The sequence below is a fragment of the Acidovorax temperans genome (assembly GCF_028596105.1).
Classification (GTDB): Bacteria; Pseudomonadota; Gammaproteobacteria; order Burkholderiales; family Burkholderiaceae_C; genus Acidovorax; species Acidovorax temperans.
Map to the genome: position 1 here is coordinate 3,910,218 of NZ_CP117193.1, position 15,343 is coordinate 3,925,560.

Consider the following 15,343-nt stretch of genomic DNA (forward strand, 5'->3'; position numbering starts at 1 on the left):
CACGGCGCCCACCACAGACCCCCATGAACACTGAATCCACCACCCCGCAGGCAGCCACCACCGCCCACCGTTACGCGGTGTACTTCGCCCCCAGCCCCGGCACCCTGGGCTGGCTGGCCGGCAGCCACTGGCTCGGGCGCTGTGCGGCCCAACTGCGACCCCTGCCGCAGCTGGACATCCATGGTGTGGCCCCTGCCGACCTGCAGCGCCTGACGGCAGCGCCGCGACGCCATGGCTGGCATGCCACGCTGAAAGCACCCTTTGCCCTTGCACCGGGCACCGACTGGCTCACGCTGCACCACGCCGTGCAGCAGGTGGCGCGCCGCCTGACGCCTTTCACCATGCCGCCCATGCAGGTGCAGCGCATCGACGATTTTTTGGCACTCGTGCCCATGCCATCGCACCCAGCCAACGCAGCCATCAACGCGGCAGCGGCCGCTTGCGTCACGCAACTGCAGCCGCTCGCGGCACGCCCGTCTGGCGATGAGTTGGCCCAGCGCCGCGCAGCAGAGGAGTTCCGCTTTCACATGCCGCTCACGGGGCCGTTGTCGCTGGTCGATGAAGGCACACAGGCCCTGGTGCTGGACGCAGCGCAGCAGTTCTTCTCAGACCTGCCCACACTCCAGTTCAACCAGCTGGCCTTGTTCGCCGAACCCACGCCTGGCGCAGACTTCGTGCTGCTCGACCACCTCGAACTATTGATCCGGCACGGTTTATTGCAGAGTCCCGATGCCGTTCAACTTGAGCCCGTCGAGGGGCTTCGACACCTCAGCCCGAGCAAGGTTTACGAATAAAGCCTGCCGGATCAATAGGTTCGTGAGCGCTCGACGACACTGCGCTGAAAGTCGAAGGGCGGTCAGCAATGACCGGCCGCCAGGCAGCAGGCACCAATGGCACACTTCTGCCCCGGCCTGCCCCTCAGAACCAGCTCCAACACCATGTCTGACATCACGATCTACCACAACCCCAAGTGCGGCACCTCGCGCAACACCCTGGCCATGATCCGCAACAGCGGCGCGGAGCCCCAGGTCATCGAATACATCAAGACGCCACCCGATCGCGCCACGCTGCAGGCGCTGATCGCCGCCACCGGCAAACCCGTCATCGACGCCGTGCGCACCAAGGAAGCCCTGTTCACCGAGCTGCAGCTGGGCGCGCCGGGCGTGACCGATGCGCAGCTGATCGACGCCATGCTCGCGCACCCCATCCTTATCAACCGGCCCATCGTCGTCACCCCACTGGGCACGCGGCTGTGCCGCCCTTCCGAGCTGGTGCTGGACATCCTGCCCGCCCCGCAACAAGGCGCGTTCACCAAGGAAGATGGTGAGGTGGTGGTCAACGCACAGGGTCAGCGGGCCTGATCAACCGCGCGGCACGACAAAGGCGGCGCGCGCCTGCAACGCCTTGGCTCGGGCGTGGCAGCCTTCCAGATGGTCGTTGACCAGGCCCATGGCCTGCATGAAGGCGTACACCGTGGTGGGGCCTACAAAGCTCCAGCCGCGTTTTTTGAGGTCTTTGGACAAGGCCACCGACGCCGCATTGGACGTGAGCGTGCGCGCGGCTTCGAGCGTCAACACCGCAGGCCGGTCGGCCGCGGTCGGCTCGTACTGCCACACGTAGCGGGCCAGCGAGCCAAATTCGCGGCGCAGCTCCAGCACGCGGCGGGCGTTGTTGATGGTGGACTCGATCTTGCCCCGGTGGCGCACAATGGCGGCGTCCTGCACCAGCCGCTCCACATCAGCCTGGTCGAAGGCAGCCACCTGCTCCGCGTCGAAATGGGCAAACGCGGCGCGAAAGCCCTCACGCTTGTTCAGGATGGTCAGCCAGCTCAGGCCCGACTGAAAGCCTTCCAGGCAGATCTTTTCAAACAGACGCCGCTCGTCCGCCACCGGGAATCCCCACTCGTGGTCGTGGTAGTGGCGGTACAGCGGGCTGGCCTTGCACCAGGCGCAGCGCGGGCAGGCTTCGTCATCCGCAAAAAGGCCCTCGGGCAAGGGGGCCGCGCTGTCGGGTGAAAGGGCTTCGTTCATGCGGCCATTCTAGGAAGGGGTCGCGCCATGCTGCTGACTACCCCGCCCACCCACCAGGACGCGCCATGTCGTACCCTTAGCACCTGTTCTGACATCATGCGCCCGCGTTTTTGCTTTTCCCGCCCCCGCTGTATCGCCCTGATTGGCGCGCTGGCGCTGCCCGCACTGCTGCTGGGCTGCGCCCAAACGCGCGATGCACTGGGCTACTACTGGCAGTCGGCCCACGGCCACGCACAGCTCATGCAAGCCGCCCGGCCGCTGGACGAATGGATTGCCCAGCAGGGCACCCCGCCCGCCCTGCGCACGCGCCTGCAACTGGCCCAGCGCGCCCGCGCCTTTGCGGTGACGGAGTTGCACTTGCCCGACAACGCCAGCTACCGCCGTTATGCCGACCTGAAGCGCCCCGCCGCCGTGTGGAACGTGGTGGCCGCGCCGCCCGATGCCCTCAAGCTCCACACCTGGTGCTTTCCGGTGACAGGCTGCATTGGCTACCGGGGCTACTTTGACCAGGCCGACGCGCAGGCCGAGGCCGACCGGCTGGCCGCCCAGGGGCTGGAGGTGGATGTGTACGGTGTGCCCGCCTACTCCACGCTGGGCTACATGAACTGGGCTGGGGGCGACCCGCTGCTGAGCACCTTTATCGGCTGGCCCGAGGGCGACTTTGTGCGCCTGCTGTTCCACGAGTTGGCGCACCAGGTGGTGTACGCCCAGGGGCACACGGTATTCAACGAATCGTTTGCCACGGCGGTGGAGCGCCTGGGCAGCGCCCGCTGGATGGCAGAGCACAGCACCCCCGAGGCCCGCGCCGCCTTGGCCACCAGCGAGCAGCGCCGCGCCCAGTGGCGCGCCCTGACCCGCACCACCCGCGCCGAGCTGCAAGCCATTTATGAACAAAATAAGGCTGTAGCGCTTGATACACAAGCGCTGGCAGCTATCAAATCAGAAGCAATGCAGCGCTTTCGGGCAAACTATGCCCAGCTGCGTGCGCAGTGGCTGGCGGCCATGCCCAGCAATACGCCCCACACCCAGCTGGCGGGCTACGACCGCTGGGTGGCCAAGGCCAACAACGCCAGCTTTGCGGCCCAGGCGGCTTACGACGAACTGGTGCCCGCGTTTGAAGCCCTGTTCGAGCGCGAGGGCCGCGACTGGCCCCGGTTTTATGATGCCGTGCGACAACTCACCCAATTGCCCCAGCCCGAGCGCCACGCCGCGCTGCGGGCACTTGCAAGAAACTCTCAGCCTCTGACCCCATCCAAGGAGAAACCCGGTGTCTGACCTTCACATACAACGCGACCACCACCTGGGCCTGCCCCGTGCCCGTGAAGTGGCGCGTGCCTGGGCCCGCAAGGCCGAGGAAAAATTCGACATGGAATGCACCTACGAAGAAGGCGACACGCAGGACACCCTGAGCTTCACCCGCGCAGGCGTGAACGGCACCCTGGTGGTGGACGCGCAGCAGTTCGGCATGACGGCCAAGCTCGGCTTCCTGTTCAGTGCCTTCAAGGATCGCATCGAAACAGAAATCAGCGGTCAGCTCGACGAGCTGCTGGGCACGCCCAACCCCACCTCGGTGGCCTGACGTGCCCAGCATGGCCCCCAGCGTTCTCATCAGCGAAGTCGGCCCGCGCGACGGGCTGCAGTCCATCGCCACCACCATGCCCACCGCACACAAGCTGCGCTGGGTGGATGCGCTGGTGGCCGCTGGCCTGCGCGAGATCGAGGTCGGCTCTTTCGTGCCTGCCAAGCTGCTGCCGCAAATGGCCGATGTGGCCGAGGTGGTGCGCCATGCCGTGGCCCAGCACCCGCACATCACCGTGATGGCGCTGGCCCCCAACCTGCGCGGCGCCGAAGCCGCCTTGCAGGCCGGAGCGCACAAGGTGACGCTGCCCGTGTCGGCCAGCGAAGCGCATTCGCTGGCCAACGTGCGCAAGACACCCGCCGCCATGGTGCAGGAGCTGCAGGCCGTGGTGCAACTGCGCGCTGCCACCGCACCGCATGCGCTGATTGAAGTGGGCCTATCGACCGCCTTTGGCTGCACGCTGCAAGGTGCGGTACCCGAGGACGAGGTGATCCGCCTGGCCGTGCAATGCGCCGAAGCGGGTGTGGACGAGGTGGGCCTGTCGGACACCACCGGCATGGCCAACCCGGCCCAGGTGCGCCGCCTGTTCACCCGCCTGCGCGCCGAGCTGGGCACCAAAGCAGGCGCAGCCCACATGCACAACACGCGCGGCCTGGGCCTGGCCAACTGCCTGGCCGCCTACGACGTGGGTGTGCGCACGTTCGACGCATCGCAAGGCGGGCTGGGCGGCTGCCCCTACGCGCCCGGAGCCTCGGGCAACGTCGTCACGGAAGACCTGGTCTTCATGTTCGAAGCGATGGGCATCGCCACCGGCGTGGACTACAACCTGCTGATGTCTGCGCGTGAAGCGCTGCAAGCGGGCCTGCCTGACGAGCCCCTGTACGGCATGACTCCCTTAGCCGGGCTGCCCAAGGGCTGGCAGCCCGCGGCCTGACCCAGCCAAGCCCCGACGGAGACCGCCTTTTGGGCACCACCGCCCTGCCCCCGCACCGCCTGTACTACCTGCACAACTTTGTGCGTGCGCTCGACTGGCTGCGCACCCGCTATGCCGACGTGCTGGGCGCGCCGGAGCAGGACTTCATCGCCCGCTTTGCGCAACTGCCCGAACCCGCCCAAGCGCTGCTGGTGCGGCTGGTGATGCGACGCGGCCCGTGGTTTCGTGCGGGCAAGCTGGCGTACGAAGAGATTGGCGACATCCACGCCGCAGCCGCACCGCTGCTGGCCCTTGGCTGGCTGGATGCGGCGGCCCCGATGACGCTAGCCGAGCTGTTTGCGGCACACACGCATCGCGAGGTGGCGACGTTGTTTGCCGCCACCTGCCCGCACCCGCCCCAGCCCAGATCGCTGACCAAAGGCGCCCTGCTGCAAGCCCTGCAACCGCACTACCCCACCGCCCTGCCTCACGGCCAGTGGCACCCCGCCAGCACCGAAGCCGTGTGGCGCGTGGCACAAGGGGTGACGGCGCTGTGCACCCGGCTGCGGCTCATGTTCTTTGGCAACCTGCACCAAAGCTGGTCGGAATTCGTACTGGCCGACCTGGGGCTGTTCCAGTACGAGGTGGTGCCGTTTGATGCGCAATCGAGGGCGTTTCAATGCCGCGCCGATGTGGATCACTACCTTGCGCTGCACGCCCTGCGCCAGGCGCTGGACGATGGCGCAGAACGCGCGCCTCTTCTGGCCGCCGCAGTGCAAGCCACCAGCCCCAACCCCTGGCTGGAACGCCGCCGCGCCAAACTGCTGATGCGCCTGGGCCAGGCCTGCGAAAAGGCGGCCGACTGGCCACTGGCAGAGCAGGCCTACGCCCACAGCCAGCACCCCGGCGCACGGCACCGGCGCATCCGCGTGCACGAGCGCATGGGCCGCCATGCCGACGCGCTGGCACTGGCCCTGCTGGCGCTGGCCGCGCCCGAAAGCGAGGAAGAAGCCCAGCGCTTGGCGCGCATGCTGCCGCGCCTGCAGCGTGCCGCAGCGCAGCCAGGCAGTGCTGCCGCGCCCGCAGCCAAGCCCCCGCGCAGCGCCCGCACCCTGCCGCCCCCGCTGGAGCTGGCCTTGCCCTACCCCGGCCCGGCCACGTCGGTGGAATGGGCCCTGCGCGCACATTGGCACACCGATGAGGCGCCCGTTTACTACACCGAGAATGCGCTCATCAACAGCCTGTTCGGCCTGCTGTGCTGGCCCGCCATTTTTGCGCCGCTGCCGGGTGCGTTCTTTCACCCGTTTCAAGCCGCACCGGCCGACCTGAGCGCGCCCGATTTTGCAGAGCGCCGCTCGGCCTTGTTTGCCGAGTGCCTGCAGACGCTGAACGATGGCCGCTACCGCGCTCTCATCCGGGAGCGCTTTGCCAGCAAGCACGGGCGGCAGTCGCCCTATGTGTTTTGGGGGGCGCTGAGCGCGCCGCTGCTCGAGCTGGCCCTGCACTGTATTCCCGCCGCGCACCTGCGCCTTTTTTTTGAGCGCTTGCTTCAAGCCCCGGTGGCCCACCGCAGCGGCCTGCCGGACCTGGTGCGGTTCTGGCCCACACGCCCTGCCGAGCAGCGCTACGAACTGGTCGAAGTCAAAGGCCCTGGCGACAAGCTGCAGGACAACCAGATCCGCTGGCTGCAGTATTGCCACGCACATGGCCTACCCGCCAGCGTGTGCCATGTGCGCTGGCTGGATGCGCCCGACGTGGAACACTCTGCGGGCTCGGCGGCCGCATGACCGCATCCCTTCCCACTCCGGCCCCACTGGCGGTCTCGGTGCGTGCCCTGTGCGCCTTCACCGCCCGCACGGGCGACCTGGACCTGCGCTTCACCCCCGCCCCCAGCGCGCTGGAGGGCATGGAAAGCCACCGCCTGGTGCAAGGCCGCCGGGGCGATGGCTACGAGGCCGAGGTGCCGCTGAGCGGGCTGTTCCAGCAGCTCGCGGTGCGCGGGCGGGCCGACGGATTTGATGCAGCCCGCCAGCAGCTCGAAGAGATCAAGACCTACCGGGGTCAGCTGGATGGCGTGCGCCCCCACCAACGTGCACTGCACTGGGCCCAGGCCCGCGTGTACGGCCACCTGCTGTGCCAGGCGCGGGGGTTCACGCGCCTGCAGGTGGCACTGGTCTATGTGCAAACCGGCACGGGGCAAGAGACCGAGCTGGTAGAAACCCACACCGCCGCCGACCTGCAAGCGCACTTTGAGGCACTGTGCGCGCGCTACCTCGCCTGGGCGCACAGCGAGCAACAGCACCGCCAGTCCCGCGACATGGCGCTGGCCGCACTGGCCTTTCCGCACGGCAGCTTTCGCGCCGGGCAACGCGAGCTGGCCGTGGCCGTGTACCGCAACGTGGGCCAAGGCCAGGATGGCAACCAGACCGGCGGCCGCTGCCTGCTGGCCCAGGCCCCCACTGGCATCGGCAAGACGCTGGGCACGCTGTTCCCGATGCTGCAGGCCAGCGCGCGCAAGGGGCTGGACAAAGTGTTCTTCCTGACGGCCAAGGGCACGGGCCACGCACTCGCGCTCGACGCGCTGGAACGTGTGCACGACCAATTGGCTCCGCCCGAACAGATCCCACCCCTGCGCGTGCTGGACGTGCTGGCCCGCGACAAGGTTTGCGAGCACCCCGACAAGGCCTGCCACGGCGAATCCTGCCCGCTGGCGCAGGGCTTTTACGACCGGCTGCCTGCTGCGCGCCATGCCTTGGCGCAGCACACCCGCCTGTGGGATGGCCCCGCCGTGCGCACCACGGCGCTGGCGCATGGCATCTGCCCCTATTACCTGGCGCAGGAGATGGCGCACTGGTGCGATGTGGCGGTGGCCGACTACCACTACTTCTACGACAGCGCCGCCATGCTGCATGCCCTGACGGTGGCGCATGGCTGGAAGGTGGGCGTGCTGGTGGACGAAGCCCACAACCTGCCCGACCGCGCCCGCCGCATGTACACCGCCGAGCTGCACCAAGGCACGCTGGCCGACGCCCGCGCGGCCGCCACCGGAGCCGTGCGCAAGGCGCTGGACGCAATGCAGCGGCAGTGGAACGCCATCCACCGCGACCAGGTCGATGCGTACTGCGCGCACCCTGCCTTGCCCGAGGCCTTTGTGCAGGCGCTGCAGCGCGCCATTGGCGCGGTGGCCGAGGCGCAGACCGATGCGCCCCTGCTGCCCGGCGACCCGGTGCTGGCGCTGTACCTGGACGCGCTGCACTTCGCCGCCATGGCCGAGCAGTTCGGCAGCCACGCGCTGCTGGACGTGACGCTCGCCCCGCCGCGCTACGGGCGCCGGGGTCGATCCAGCACACTGTGCATTCGCAACGTGGTGCCCGCCCCGCACCTGGCGGCGCGCCACGCGGCGGCGCACAGCAGCGTGCTGTTTTCTGGCACGCTCACGCCGCCCGCGTTCTACCGCGACCTTCTGGGTCTGCCGCCCGAGACGGGCTGGGTGGATGTGGAATCGCCCTTTCACAGCGGGCAACTGGCGGTGCACACGGTGGGGCACTTGTCCACCCGCTTTGCCGACCGGGCCCAGTCGCTGGACCCCATCGCCCACCTGATGGCCGAGCAGTTTGCGCGCCTGCCGGGCAACTACCTGTGCTTTGCCAGCAGCTTTGACTACCTGCAGCGCATTGCGGCGCAGCTGCAGCAGGCCCACCCCGAGGTGCCCCAGTGGCAGCAAACCGCAGGCATGGACGACGCGGCCCGCCAGGCGTTTCTCGACCGCTTTCAGGAAGGTGGCCAGGGCATTGGCTTTGCCGTGCTGGGCGGGGCGTTCTCAGAAGGGGTGGACTTGCCCGGCCACCGGCTCATTGGCGCCTTCATCGCCACGCTGGGGCTGCCGCAGGTCAACCCGGTGAACGAAGAAATGCGCCGCGCGATGGACCGGCACTTTGGCGCGGGCAAGGGGTATGACTACACCTACCTATTTCCGGGCCTGCGCAAGGTGGTGCAGGCGGCGGGCCGGGTGATTCGCACCGAGCAGGACCAGGGCGTGGTGTTCCTGATCGACGACCGCTACCGCCGCGCCGCAGTGCGGGCCCTGCTGCCCGCGTGGTGGGCACTGGATCGGGCTTCGCCGCACCAGCCCGGCAGGTAAACGCCGGCCCCAAAAACAAAGCGGCCCGCAGGCCGCTGGAGGGCAAGGCACCACGGAAGGTGGCGCCTTGAAAAATGCGATCAGCTCAGCTCGGTGATCAGGTCGATGTACTGCTGCTTGGCGGCATCGGCTGCGGTGCCCTTGAGCTTTTCCCAGGCGTCCCACTTGGCACGGCCCACCATGTCGGAGAAGCTGGGCTTCTTCTCGGTGTTGTCGCCCACGGTGGCTTGCTTGTAAAGGGCGTAGATCTTGAGCAGGGTCGCGTTGTCGGGGCGCTCGGACAGGTTCTTGGAATTGGCGACGGCGGCTTCAAAAGCGGCGTTCAGGTCGGACATGCGGTTGTCTCCGTATCGGATGGGGAAAGGATGCAAAAAAGCGCAAAAAATGAGCCGCGCCATCTTAGAGCCTCTGCCCGCCACTGCCCAGTGCTGCGGCCGGCGAGCGACGTCCACACGACACTCCCCGGCAGCGCCAGTAACGCATGGGCCTTCACCAAAATGCTCATATTTTGATAGCGTATCGCGCTTACCAGATAAGCGCTGCAGGGCTTTTTTATCAACAACCCGTCAAACCATCCACCGCCTGGAACAGCGACTGCCGCGCCTGGCTGATGATCTGGCCCTTCCATGCATCGGTGTCGGTGTAGAAGGCGGCCAGCATCTGGGCCTTGATCTGTGCGGCCAGCTCGGCCGGGGCTTCGGGGTGGATATTGAGCCAGTGCTCGGCGCGCAGCGCCTGGATGACTTCGGTGACCGGCACGGTACCGTATTCCATGGCAATGCCGGTGTATTCGGCCTGCGGGCACTCGTCATAAATGGCCGTCCACATCAGCCCCGTGAGGAAGGCCGAGGTGGATGAGCCGTCGTAGATCGAAGTCACGGGCGTGGCACCGCCGCCACCCCACCACTGGCGCGCGCGCTGCACGGCGGCGGCATCATCCTTGCCCGCGTAAATGCGCTCACCCAGGCCGCTCGGGCCCAGGCCCGTGTGCAGGTCAATCCAGGCCAGGCGCTGCGCACGGGTGCCGTGTTCGCGCAGCACTTGGCGCAAGGTCTGGTTGCTCCAGGTGGGTGCGGTGCCGCCATAGAACAAGCCCTGCGCAAACTCATGCTGCCCCCGGGTGATGGCGGCCTGCCAGGCGGACTCGCCGCGCGCGGCAATGAAGGTTTGCACCGCCTGCACGTTGGCGGCGTTGGGCGGCCACACGTCGGGCAGCAGCAGGGGCGCTACCTCGCGGTAGGCAGCGTTGTCTGGCAAGGGCCCGGTGAAGGAATGGAAGTTGCGGTTGAGATCGACGTTTTCATGCGTGGCGCGCCGAATGTGCGAGAAGCCGTACGGGTTGAGCGCATGGATGTAGAGCACCGCCACACCAGCATCGCGCGCCTTGGCGCGCCACTCGGCGTCGTGCAGCGCAAACACCTGCACGCCGCTGCCGCAGTAGCCCTCCACCCCGTGGCAGGCGCTGCTCACCATCAACAGCTTGTCTGCGCCACGGGGGCCGTCCAAAGCCACGTCCATGGCCAGCACCTCGCCGTCACGCCCGGCCAGCGGGTGGGTGTGGGACTCCACCTCCAGCCCGCCTGCGGCGACGGCCTCCAGAAACTTCCGGCGGGCTACCGCGTAGGTGGGCGAAAAGGCTTCGGGGATACCAATCATGGAGCGGTTCTTTCAGTCAACGGCAGGGCAGGTGGGGTGGTCTCTCAGGCAGCCTTGGCCTGGGCCGCCAGCCATTCTTCGGCCAGCCGCACCCAGAACGTGCCGCCCAGCGGGATCAGGTCGTCATTGAAGTCGTAGCTGGGGTTGTGCAGCGTGCAAGGCCCGCCACCGTGGCCCATTTCGCGGTGGCTGCCATCGCCGTTGGCAATGAACAGGTAGGCGCCCGGTTTGGCCTGCAGCATGTAGGCAAAGTCTTCCGCGCCCATGCTGGGCTCCTGGTCCAGCGCCCGGTCTTCGCCCACGATGCTGGCCATGACCTTGCGGGCAAACTGCGCTTCGGCCGGGGTGTTGATGGTGGGCGGGTAGTTGCGCACAAATTCAAAGTCGCACACCGCGTCGTGCGCGGCGCAGGTGTGCTCGGCCACCTGGCGCATGCGTTTTTCAATCAGGTCGAGCACCTCGAAAGAGAAGGTGCGCACGGTGCCCTGCAACTCGCAGCTGTCGGGCACCACGTTGGTGGCCTCGCCGGTGTGGATCATGGTGACCGAGATCACGCCCGCATCCACCGGCTTCTTGTTGCGGCTGATGATGGTCTGGAAGGCCTGCACCATCTGGCAGGCAATCGGCACCGGGTCCACCCCCATGTGGGGCATGGCAGCGTGGCCGCCCTTGCCACGCACGGTGATCTTGAATTCGCTGGTGGATGCCATCACCGGCCCCGCACTGGCGGCCATGGTGCCTGCGGGCATGCCCGGCCAGTTGTGCATGCCGTACACGGCCTGCATGGGGAATTTCTCAAACAGGCCGTCTTCAATCATCACGCGGGCCCCGCCGCCGCCCTCTTCCGCAGGCTGGAAGATGAGGTACACCGTGCCGTCAAAATTGCGGTGCTTGGCAAAGTGCTGCGCCGCTGCCAGCAGCATGGCCGTGTGACCATCGTGGCCGCAGGCGTGCATCTTGCCGTGGTGTTTGCTGGCGTGCTCAAAGGTGTTGAACTCCTGCATGGGCAGGGCGTCCATGTCGGCGCGCAGGCCAATGGCACGCCCGCAGGCGCCGCCGTCGCGGCCATGCACGATGCCCACCACACCGGTCTTGCCCAGCCCGCGGTGGATGGGAATGCCCCATTCGGTGAGCTTGCCCGCCACCACGTCGGCGGTACGCACTTCTTCAAAGCACAGCTCGGGGTGGGCGTGGATATCCCGGCGCACCGCTGCAATACCCGCGGCCTGGGTGACGATGGAGTCGATAACGTTCATGATATGCATCCTTACGATCGCACAGTCTAGGGGCTGTTGAGAATCACCGAGAGTTGATAACCCCAGCCGCGAGATAGATCATCGCTGCGAAGCTGCTATCCGTCTTGTCGCTGCGCATTGCAATTCGCTTGAACTCCTTGAGCTTGCCAAAGAAGTTCTCGATCAAGTGACGCCATTTGTAGACCTCCCGGTCAATCTCCAGTGGCGCTCTCCTTCGCGGCATCTGCGAGATCACCACCTGCGCCCCGCGCTTGCCCAACTCCTGGATCAGCCAATTCACATCGAAGGCCTTGTCGGCAAGCAAGGCATCAAAGCGCACATCGGCAATCAGCTCTCTGACCCCTTTGGTGTCGTGGCGCTGCCCTGGCATCAAGACGAACTTCACCAGATTGCCCAATGCATCTGTCAGCGCCAGTATCTTCGTGGTCATGCCGCCCCTCGAGTGGCCTATGGCCTGGCCCGAAGTCCCCCTTTTGCCCCCTGGCCGTGCCGATGCACTTTCACAATCGTGGCATCCACCATCGCATATTCCATGTCCGGCTGCTCGCTCACTGCATCGAACAGACGTTGGAACACATCGGCCTTGAGCCAGTCTCTAAAGCGCTTGAACACCGTGTTCCACTTGCCAAACTCTGGCGGCAGGTCTCGCCAAGGGCTGCCTGTGCGGGCAATCCACAGCACTGCCTCAACGAAGCGGCGGTTGTCGGTGCCGCTGCGTCCAGGATCACTTGGCTTGCCAAGGCAGTGCGGCTCCATCTTGGCCCATTGCTCGTCTGTCAGTACCCGTCGAATGCTCATGCGCCTATTGCAACACATCCATTCACGCATCTCAGAATGATTCTCAACAGACCCTAGCCCGCCAGCAAGAGCCCTGCCACGCTAGTGGTGGCAGACCACCTTTTGCCGAGACGGGTATTTCCACCTTCAGCCCTGGTTCCGCCCATGCTCTCTGCCCACGCCCTCGAACTTGCACAAACCCTGGTGCGCATGAACACCGTCAGCCAGAACTCCAACCTGGAGCTCATCCACTTTGTGCGCGATACGCTGGCCAAGCTGGGCGTCACCAGCCGCCTCACGTTCAATGCAGACAAAACCAAGGCCAACCTGTTCGCCACGCTGGGCGAAGGCAAGCCCAGCGGCATCATCCTCTCGGGTCACACCGACACCGTGCCCTGGACGGGGCAAGACTGGAGCATGGATCCGTTGAGCGCGCTGGTACAGGACGGCAAGCTCTACGGCCGCGGCAGTGCCGACATGAAGGCCTTCATCGGCCTGGCCCTGGCCCACGCAGAAGCCTTCCTGAACAGCCAGGCCCCGTTCGCAGTGCACTTCGCCTTCAGCTACGACGAAGAAGTGGGCTGCTTTGGTGTGAAAGAGCTGATTGCCGACCTGCGCGACGCCGGCATCAAGCCCCTGGCCTGTATTGTGGGTGAGCCCACGCTCATGGTGCCCGCCATTGCCCACAAGGGTGTGTACCGCTACAAGTGCTGTGTGCGCGGGAAAGAGGCGCACTCTTCGTTGACCCCACACTCCGTGAACGCGATTGAAATGGCCGCCCGCGTGGTGGGTCGCGTGCGCGACATGGCCGAGGGCTTTGAGCAGCACGAGCCCCGCTTTGAAGGCTTTGACGTGCCCTTTTCCACCGCCAGCGTCGGCCAGTTCCACGGTGGCATTGCCGACAACGTGGTGCCACGCGACGCCGAATTCCGCTACGAATTCCGCGACCTGCCCACGGCCAACGCCGCCCAGATGCAAGCGGAAGTGCTGGCGTATGCCAAGTCGCTGGAGCCCGCGATGAAGAAGGTGGCGCCAGACGCAGGTTTTGGCTTTGAGACCATCTGCGAGATCCCGAGCTTTCTGGGCAGCAAGGACGACGCCGCAACCCGTCTGGCCCAGCGGCTGAGCGGCGAAACCGGCACCACGCTGGTGGCCTTCGGCACCGAAGCCGGGCTGTTCAAAAACGCCGGCATCCCCACCGTGGTGTGCGGCCCCGGCAGCATCCAGCAAGCCCACCAGCCCGACGAGTTCGTGAGCCTGGAACAGTTGGGGCGCTGTGAAGCGTTCATGCAGGGGCTGGCGAATACCCAGTCCATGGACTGACGCCGCACCTGTCCCACCATGAGGATCGGCATAGGGGGCCTCCCTGATAGGAGGCGCCCCTGCCACACCACCCGGCATGCGGGTCCGCACCGGGCGGTTCGAGAGTTTGAGGTCAGGACAGCCTGGGCACTCCCAGCCAGTCGAAGTACGCAATCGTCAGCACGCGCCTGATGACTCCATTGCTGTTGCGCCACCAACGGTGGCAGTTGCCCGCCACTTGGTTGGCCACATCGTCGCACGCCCCCAGTGCCTTGAGTTCCCGGTAGATCGTCCTGGATCGCTTCCAGTGCCGCAGCTGGATGGCTCGCAGTCGGTGGCGCAGCCATTCGTCCAGCTCCCGCCAGACCCCGGGTGTCTGCGCCAACCCAAAGTACGCCTTCCATCCGTGCAGGTAGGGCCGCAGTTTGTCAACGACCTCCTCCATGCTGCGCCCGCCCGAGCGGCGTGTGAGTTGCCGGATGCGGGCCTTGAAGTTTTGCAGCGGCTTGGCGGCCACCTTACATTTGACTTCTTTGCCCTTGGCCACCCACAGCGCATAACCCAGGAATTTGCGCCCGAAGGCTGAGGCCACCGCGCTTTTGGCTTCGTTGACCTCAAGCTTCAGGCCGCCGTATAGCTTCCTGAGGTAGGCCATCACCCGCTCGCCGGCCTTGGTGCTGCCCACGTAGACATTGCAGTCGTCAGCGTAGCGCGCAAAGCTGCAGCCCCGCGCCTCTAGCGCCTTGTCTACTTCGTCAAGCAGCACGTTGGCCAGCAATGGGGATAGCGGCCCGCCTTGCGGCGTGCCCAGATGGCGCTCGACCACCACCCCGTCATCCATGATCCCGGCTTTCAGGTACGCTCGCACCAGCCGGATGACGCCAGCGTCGTCTATGCGCCTCTTGAGCCTGTCGATCAGGATGTCATGGTTGACCCGGTCAAAGAACTTGACCAAGTCCACGTCCACCACCACGCGTCTGCCCGATTGGACGTACGTCTGCGCAGCCTTGACTGCGTCATGTGCACGCCTACCGGGACGAAACCCGTAGCTGTGTTCGCTGAAGGTGGGGTCTATCAGCGGCTGCAGCACTTGTAGCAGTGCCTGCTGGATCAGCCGATCCAGCACCGTCGGGATGCCCAGCTCGCGCTGGCTGCCGTCAGGTTTGGGAATCATCACCTTGCGTACCGGGCTGGGCCGGTAGCGCCCTTGCAACAGCGCTTGGCGTATGTCGGGCCATCTCTGGCGTATCACCTGGGCGGTTTGCTCGATGTCGAGCCCGTCCACCCCGGCTGCGCCCTTGTTGGCCTTGATCCGTTTCCACGCCAGTTGCAGGTTCTGTCTCGTCAGCGCCGCTTCCAGCAAGCCACCTGTGCCTGCAGGCTGCCTTGCCGACCCTGTGTCCGGGTGTTCACGCGGCGGGCCGCTGGCTTCGTCGCTGATGAGATCACGCACGGCTTCACCGTGCGCTGCGCTCACCCGCCCAGGTCGCCCTGGCATCTGACGCATGGCCTTTGACATCACACGTGTCCTCGTTCACTCACTCTCGTTCGGCCCTTCGTGCTCGCCACACCTCCCCTTCGGGTTTCGGACTTGCACTACTACGACCTTTGCTGACTTCTCGCTACGGCATAACCGTCACCCTTTCAGGCACAAGGCGAGATCTCCCCAGGTAAGGGTCGCACACCTTC

General features: G+C 66.2%; 14 protein-coding genes. 8 read left to right on the plus strand and 6 right to left on the minus strand.

Annotation, left to right across the window (positions count from 1 at the left end):
• The first annotated feature begins 23 nt into the window (after positions 1–23).
• Positions 24–794, plus strand: a complete 771-nt coding sequence (locus PQV96_RS18265; protein ID WP_273623826.1) for a DUF1045 domain-containing protein — start codon at positions 24–26, stop codon at positions 792–794.
• Between the two features lie 144 nt (positions 795–938).
• A complete protein-coding gene (gene arsC, locus PQV96_RS18270) occupies positions 939–1,361 on the plus strand; it encodes an arsenate reductase (glutaredoxin) (RefSeq protein ID WP_066784252.1) in 423 nt (140 codons plus the stop codon).
• Here arsC and PQV96_RS18275 read toward each other — a convergent pair whose 3' ends face one another.
• Positions 1,362–2,030, minus strand: coding sequence for a DNA-3-methyladenine glycosylase I (locus tag PQV96_RS18275; RefSeq protein ID WP_273623827.1), 669 nt, complete (start codon positions 2,028–2,030; stop codon positions 1,362–1,364).
• 96 nt (positions 2,031–2,126) lie between these two features.
• On the opposite strand from PQV96_RS18275, the gene PQV96_RS18280 reads away from it, so the two are divergent.
• The 5 genes from PQV96_RS18280 to PQV96_RS18300 are packed head-to-tail and all read left to right on the plus strand — an operon-like array spanning position 2,127 to position 8,663.
• Complete coding sequence (locus tag PQV96_RS18280) at positions 2,127–3,305, plus strand: aminopeptidase (RefSeq protein ID WP_207374704.1); 1,179 nt, start codon at positions 2,127–2,129, stop codon at positions 3,303–3,305.
• Positions 3,298–3,609 (plus strand): polyhydroxyalkanoic acid system family protein, encoded by a 312-nt coding sequence (locus tag PQV96_RS18285; protein WP_207374698.1) that lies wholly within the window; start codon positions 3,298–3,300, stop codon positions 3,607–3,609. The genes PQV96_RS18280 and PQV96_RS18285 overlap by 8 nt, the downstream gene beginning before the upstream one ends.
• Before the next feature lie 10 nt (positions 3,610–3,619).
• Positions 3,620–4,543 carry a hydroxymethylglutaryl-CoA lyase gene (locus tag PQV96_RS18290; protein WP_207374699.1) on the plus strand — a complete coding sequence of 308 codons (924 nt, stop codon included), beginning with the start codon at positions 3,620–3,622 and terminating at the stop codon, positions 4,541–4,543.
• A 29-nt stretch (positions 4,544–4,572) separates the two neighbouring features.
• Positions 4,573–6,309: a VRR-NUC domain-containing protein gene (locus PQV96_RS18295; protein ID WP_242638239.1), complete on the plus strand. Its 1,737-nt coding sequence runs from the start codon at positions 4,573–4,575 to the stop codon at positions 6,307–6,309.
• Positions 6,306–8,663 (plus strand): ATP-dependent DNA helicase, encoded by a 2,358-nt coding sequence (locus tag PQV96_RS18300; protein WP_273623828.1) that lies wholly within the window; start codon positions 6,306–6,308, stop codon positions 8,661–8,663. Before PQV96_RS18295 ends, PQV96_RS18300 begins: the two co-directional genes overlap by 4 nt.
• Positions 8,664–8,743: 80 nt before the next feature.
• Here the strand turns inward: PQV96_RS18300 and PQV96_RS18305 are convergent, their stop codons facing one another.
• The 4 genes from PQV96_RS18305 to PQV96_RS18320 all read right to left on the minus strand — a co-directional run bounded on the left by PQV96_RS18305 (position 8,744) and on the right by PQV96_RS18320 (position 12,373).
• Positions 8,744–8,998, minus strand: coding sequence for an acyl-CoA-binding protein (locus PQV96_RS18305; protein WP_066783264.1), 255 nt, complete (start codon positions 8,996–8,998; stop codon positions 8,744–8,746).
• Between the two features lie 220 nt (positions 8,999–9,218).
• A complete protein-coding gene (locus PQV96_RS18310) occupies positions 9,219–10,319 on the minus strand; it encodes a M14 family metallopeptidase (protein WP_273623829.1) in 1,101 nt (366 codons plus the stop codon).
• Positions 10,320–10,363: 44 nt separating this feature from the next.
• Entirely contained in the window at positions 10,364–11,575 is a 1,212-nt protein-coding gene (locus tag PQV96_RS18315) for a M20 aminoacylase family protein (protein ID WP_066783268.1), read from the minus strand.
• A gap of 43 nt (positions 11,576–11,618) precedes the next feature.
• A protein-coding gene (locus PQV96_RS18320) for an IS5 family transposase (RefSeq protein ID WP_273623830.1) occupies positions 11,619–12,373 on the minus strand; the annotation gives its coding sequence in 2 pieces (ribosomal slippage) (positions 11,619–12,040 and positions 12,040–12,373; 756 coding nt in all).
• A gap of 144 nt (positions 12,374–12,517) precedes the next feature.
• Here PQV96_RS18320 and argE point away from each other — a divergent pair.
• Complete coding sequence (gene argE / locus PQV96_RS18325; protein WP_273623831.1) at positions 12,518–13,675, plus strand: acetylornithine deacetylase; 1,158 nt, start codon at positions 12,518–12,520, stop codon at positions 13,673–13,675.
• Positions 13,676–13,787: 112 nt separating this feature from the next.
• Here argE and ltrA read toward each other — a convergent pair whose 3' ends face one another.
• Complete coding sequence (gene ltrA / locus PQV96_RS18330) at positions 13,788–15,173, minus strand: group II intron reverse transcriptase/maturase (protein ID WP_066691875.1); 1,386 nt, start codon at positions 15,171–15,173, stop codon at positions 13,788–13,790.
• Between the last annotated feature and the right edge of the window lie 170 nt (positions 15,174–15,343).